5 protein-coding genes and 2 tRNA genes are annotated in these 3,011 nt (G+C 37.2%); 6 read left to right on the top strand and 1 reads right to left on the bottom strand.

The genetic code is table 11. The features are described 5' to 3' along the window. Nucleotides 1-143 precede the first annotated feature (143 nt). Nucleotides 144-216: transfer RNA gene (locus OZD61_RS04640), tRNA-Gly, on the bottom strand. A 172-nt stretch (nucleotides 217-388) separates the two neighbouring features. On the opposite strand from OZD61_RS04640, the gene OZD61_RS04635 reads away from it, so the two are divergent. From OZD61_RS04635 to OZD61_RS04610, 6 genes are all read left to right on the top strand, one after another. Then, nucleotides 389-1,009: a ribonuclease D gene (locus OZD61_RS04635; RefSeq protein ID WP_010962900.1), complete on the top strand. Its 621-nt coding sequence runs from the start codon at nucleotides 389-391 to the stop codon at nucleotides 1,007-1,009. A 116-nt stretch (nucleotides 1,010-1,125) separates the two neighbouring features. After that, nucleotides 1,126-1,449: a thioredoxin gene (gene trxA / locus OZD61_RS04630; RefSeq protein ID WP_274980022.1), complete on the top strand. Its 324-nt coding sequence runs from the start codon at nucleotides 1,126-1,128 to the stop codon at nucleotides 1,447-1,449. Between the two features lie 42 nt (nucleotides 1,450-1,491). After that, a tRNA-Ile gene (locus OZD61_RS04625) sits at nucleotides 1,492-1,568 on the top strand. 70 nt (nucleotides 1,569-1,638) lie between these two features. After that, complete coding sequence (locus tag OZD61_RS04620; RefSeq protein WP_274980021.1) at nucleotides 1,639-2,295, top strand: CADD family putative folate metabolism protein; 657 nt, start codon at nucleotides 1,639-1,641, stop codon at nucleotides 2,293-2,295. 39 nt (nucleotides 2,296-2,334) lie between these two features. Continuing rightward, nucleotides 2,335-2,721: a dihydroneopterin aldolase gene (locus tag OZD61_RS04615; RefSeq protein WP_274980020.1), complete on the top strand. Its 387-nt coding sequence runs from the start codon at nucleotides 2,335-2,337 to the stop codon at nucleotides 2,719-2,721. Then, on the top strand, nucleotides 2,718-2,957 hold the full coding sequence (locus OZD61_RS04610; RefSeq protein ID WP_274980019.1) for a 2-amino-4-hydroxy-6-hydroxymethyldihydropteridine diphosphokinase: 240 nt from the start codon (nucleotides 2,718-2,720) through the stop codon (nucleotides 2,955-2,957). The genes OZD61_RS04615 and OZD61_RS04610 overlap by 4 nt, the downstream gene beginning before the upstream one ends. Nucleotides 2,958-3,011: the final 54 nt, after the last annotated feature.

Genomic DNA, 3,011 nt, shown 5'->3' with positions numbered 1-3,011 from the left:
AAGATTTTCAATAGGTTGCTTATAATTCTGACTATAGTTAGCCTTTCATAAGTAGCGATGCAACAAAGCCGCTCCAGTCTCATGATAAGGGGGCTGGCGGAGTTTGTCAAGGGATTTTTGACGAAATGATTTTGAAAGTAAAGAGCGGGAGAAGGGGTTCGAACCCTCGACTTCAACCTTGGCAAGGTTGCGCTCTACCAACTGAGCTACTCCCGCAATTAAATTAACCTAAATTTACTTAATTATAGGCATATACAGCGATTTGTAAACCCCGTGTACACGAAAAATGTGAGAGCCCATAAACTTGCGTGGTTCCTTCTATGATCTTTTCGTATACTTAAGGCTTATTTTTGATTATCATAAGTTTTTAATTATTCCACAAAGCTTTATGGGAATATTTTTATATAAAGACGACTTGCCAGCTAGTTCAATACCAGATGATATAAGGTCTATAGCTGTTGATACCGAGGCAATGGGGCTACTTCATAGCAGAGATAGATTATGCCTTGTGCAGCTCTCTTTTAATGATGGCAACGCTCACTTAGTTCAACTTAAGAACGATTATACAGCGCCAAATTTAAGAAAAATATTAGAGGATAAAAATATAACTAAAATATTTCACTTCGCGCGATTCGATGTGAGCATAATACGTTATTACTTGGAAACTTGGGCGCTTCCGTGCTATTGCACAAAAATAGCTTCACGTTTGGTTCGCACCTACACAGATAATCATAGCTTAAAAGAGTTGTGCTTAGAGCTGCTTGATACCAAACTAAATAAGCAACAGCAATCTTCTGATTGGGGAAATGAAAATTTAACAGACAAACAAAAAAGTTATGCTGCATCTGATGTTTTGTATCTCCATAGGATAAAGGAAAAGCTAGACTTAATGCTGGAACGTGAAAATAGAAAAGAATTGGCCCAAAAGTGTTTTGAATTTCTTCCTACTCGTATTGAGTTAGACTTAATGGGTTGGGAAAACGTGGATATCTTTAACCACCAGATGTAATAGAAGTTTTTTGTTTGTGCAAAACACTTTAGGGCAATTTTTCAAGCTCTGCGGTAAGAATTTAGTTGATTAGTTGCTAATTGATGCGCTATATTTTACAAAAATTTAGGTATTTTATGAGTGATGATATGACATCGGTAAATGATCAAAATTTCAAATCTGAAGTCACTGACTATAAAGGGTTCGTGCTGGTAGATTTTTGGGCAGAATGGTGCGGGCCATGCAAAAGTCTAATGCCACGCATAGAACAATTGGCTAAGGATAGAAAGGGCAAGATTAAGATCTGCAAATTCGATATAGATGGAGAAACTGAAGTGCCAAGTAAGTATGGGGTTCAATCTATACCTACTTTAATTATATTTCAAGATGGTAAGGAAATTGCACGCAAAATTGGTGCAACAAATGATTTGCTAAGTTGGGTTGATAGTGAAATAAGCTAATAGACAAATTTGCTTTTGTGTGTATTATAAATATTGATAAAAGGGATTGTAGCTCAGTCGGTTAGAGCAGTTCGCTCATAACGAATTGGCCGTAGGTTCGAGTCCTACCAATCCCACCATTGTTAGCATGATCGTAACAATGAGAGAACTATAGTATATGAATTATATGTTGATATAACAGAGGAAATAATGAAATTTACTAAGTTTCTAAATAACAAGTTAGATGAATTGCACTTACTAAATCATCCATTCTACCAATCATGGAATACAGGAAGCTTAAGCTTGCAAGCTTTACAAACCCATGCTAAAGAATATTATCACCACGTTGCTGCGTTTCCTCGTTACATCAGTGGTATACATTTTCTGTGCCCAGATCTAAAAATGCGACAGGTTTTACTTGGTAATTTAACAGAAGAGGAACAAGGTGATGAAAATCATCCAGAGTTATGGAAGCGTTTTGCTGAAGGGCTTGGCGTTGCGCGATCTGATCTTCGTGAAAGTGCACAGATTAAGGAGACACAAGAATTAATTGATGGTCACTTTGACATTGTAAGATCAGGTTTTGCAGCAGGTCTTGGAGCCTTGTACGCTTACGAACGTCAAACTCCAGAGGTTTCCAAGTCTAAAATTGAAGGTTTAAAAAAACACTATTCAATAAGTGATGAGCGTTCTCTTCAATTTTTTACGGTCCATATGCATGCTGATGAATGGCATTCTGAGGAATGTGCAAATCTTATTGAAGATCTAGATGAAAAAGAGCAAGATAAAGTTATGCAGGGTACTCAAAAGGGAGCAAGGCTCTTGTGGGGTTTTCTTGATGGAACGATGAATGCTAGCGTGTGTTAGTAGTTGTAAGTAGCTTAAACTCAGTGATGTTGGAATGCAATGTCTGCATGTAATCTTCTTATATCTGACTTACGGCTTTGGGTTCATTTAGGCTATAGTGCAGAAGAGAAGTATCATTCTCAATTAGTTAGTGTTAATATTGATTTTACCTTTAAATCCCCCCCTTTAGGACTTACAACTGACCGGCTTGAGGATGCTATATGCTACTTGGAGGTAGTTCAGAGTATTCAATCTCTCGTTCAAAGCAAGCAATTCAACTTAATCGAGCATTTAACTCATGATATATACAGGACCATTAATAACCTTGTGATGCAAAAAAAGCTTATTATTTCTTCTATAGGCGTAACTATTCACAAAGTTGCACCACCTGTCCCCAGTGTGCATGGAGGTGTTTTCTTTACTTATCGTAATGCGTTGCAAGAATGATTTACATTTCTATTGGCTCAAATATGGGGGATCGCTTTTCCCATTTACAAAAGGCTGCTCAGTTACTGCAGGAACGCTATTTTAAAAATTTAAAATCTTCAATTATTCTGGAAACTAAGGCTATTTTACCAAATGATGCCCCACCTGGGTGGGACAGGCCATTTCTAAATATGGTTGTGTATGGAAGTTGTTCTTCTTCTCCTGAAGAGCTGTTAAAGGGCCTTAGAACCTGTTAAGGATCTCGAAAATATGAGGTAAAATAAGCATAGTTAAGAAAGAGGTATATCTAT

This window comes from Wolbachia endosymbiont of Drosophila bocki (genome assembly GCF_028982005.1).
GTDB classification, from domain to species: domain Bacteria; phylum Pseudomonadota; class Alphaproteobacteria; order Rickettsiales; family Anaplasmataceae; genus Wolbachia; species Wolbachia pipientis.
Note: the sequence above shows the minus strand (reverse complement) of the source record. Positions and strands in the feature narration are given on the sequence as shown.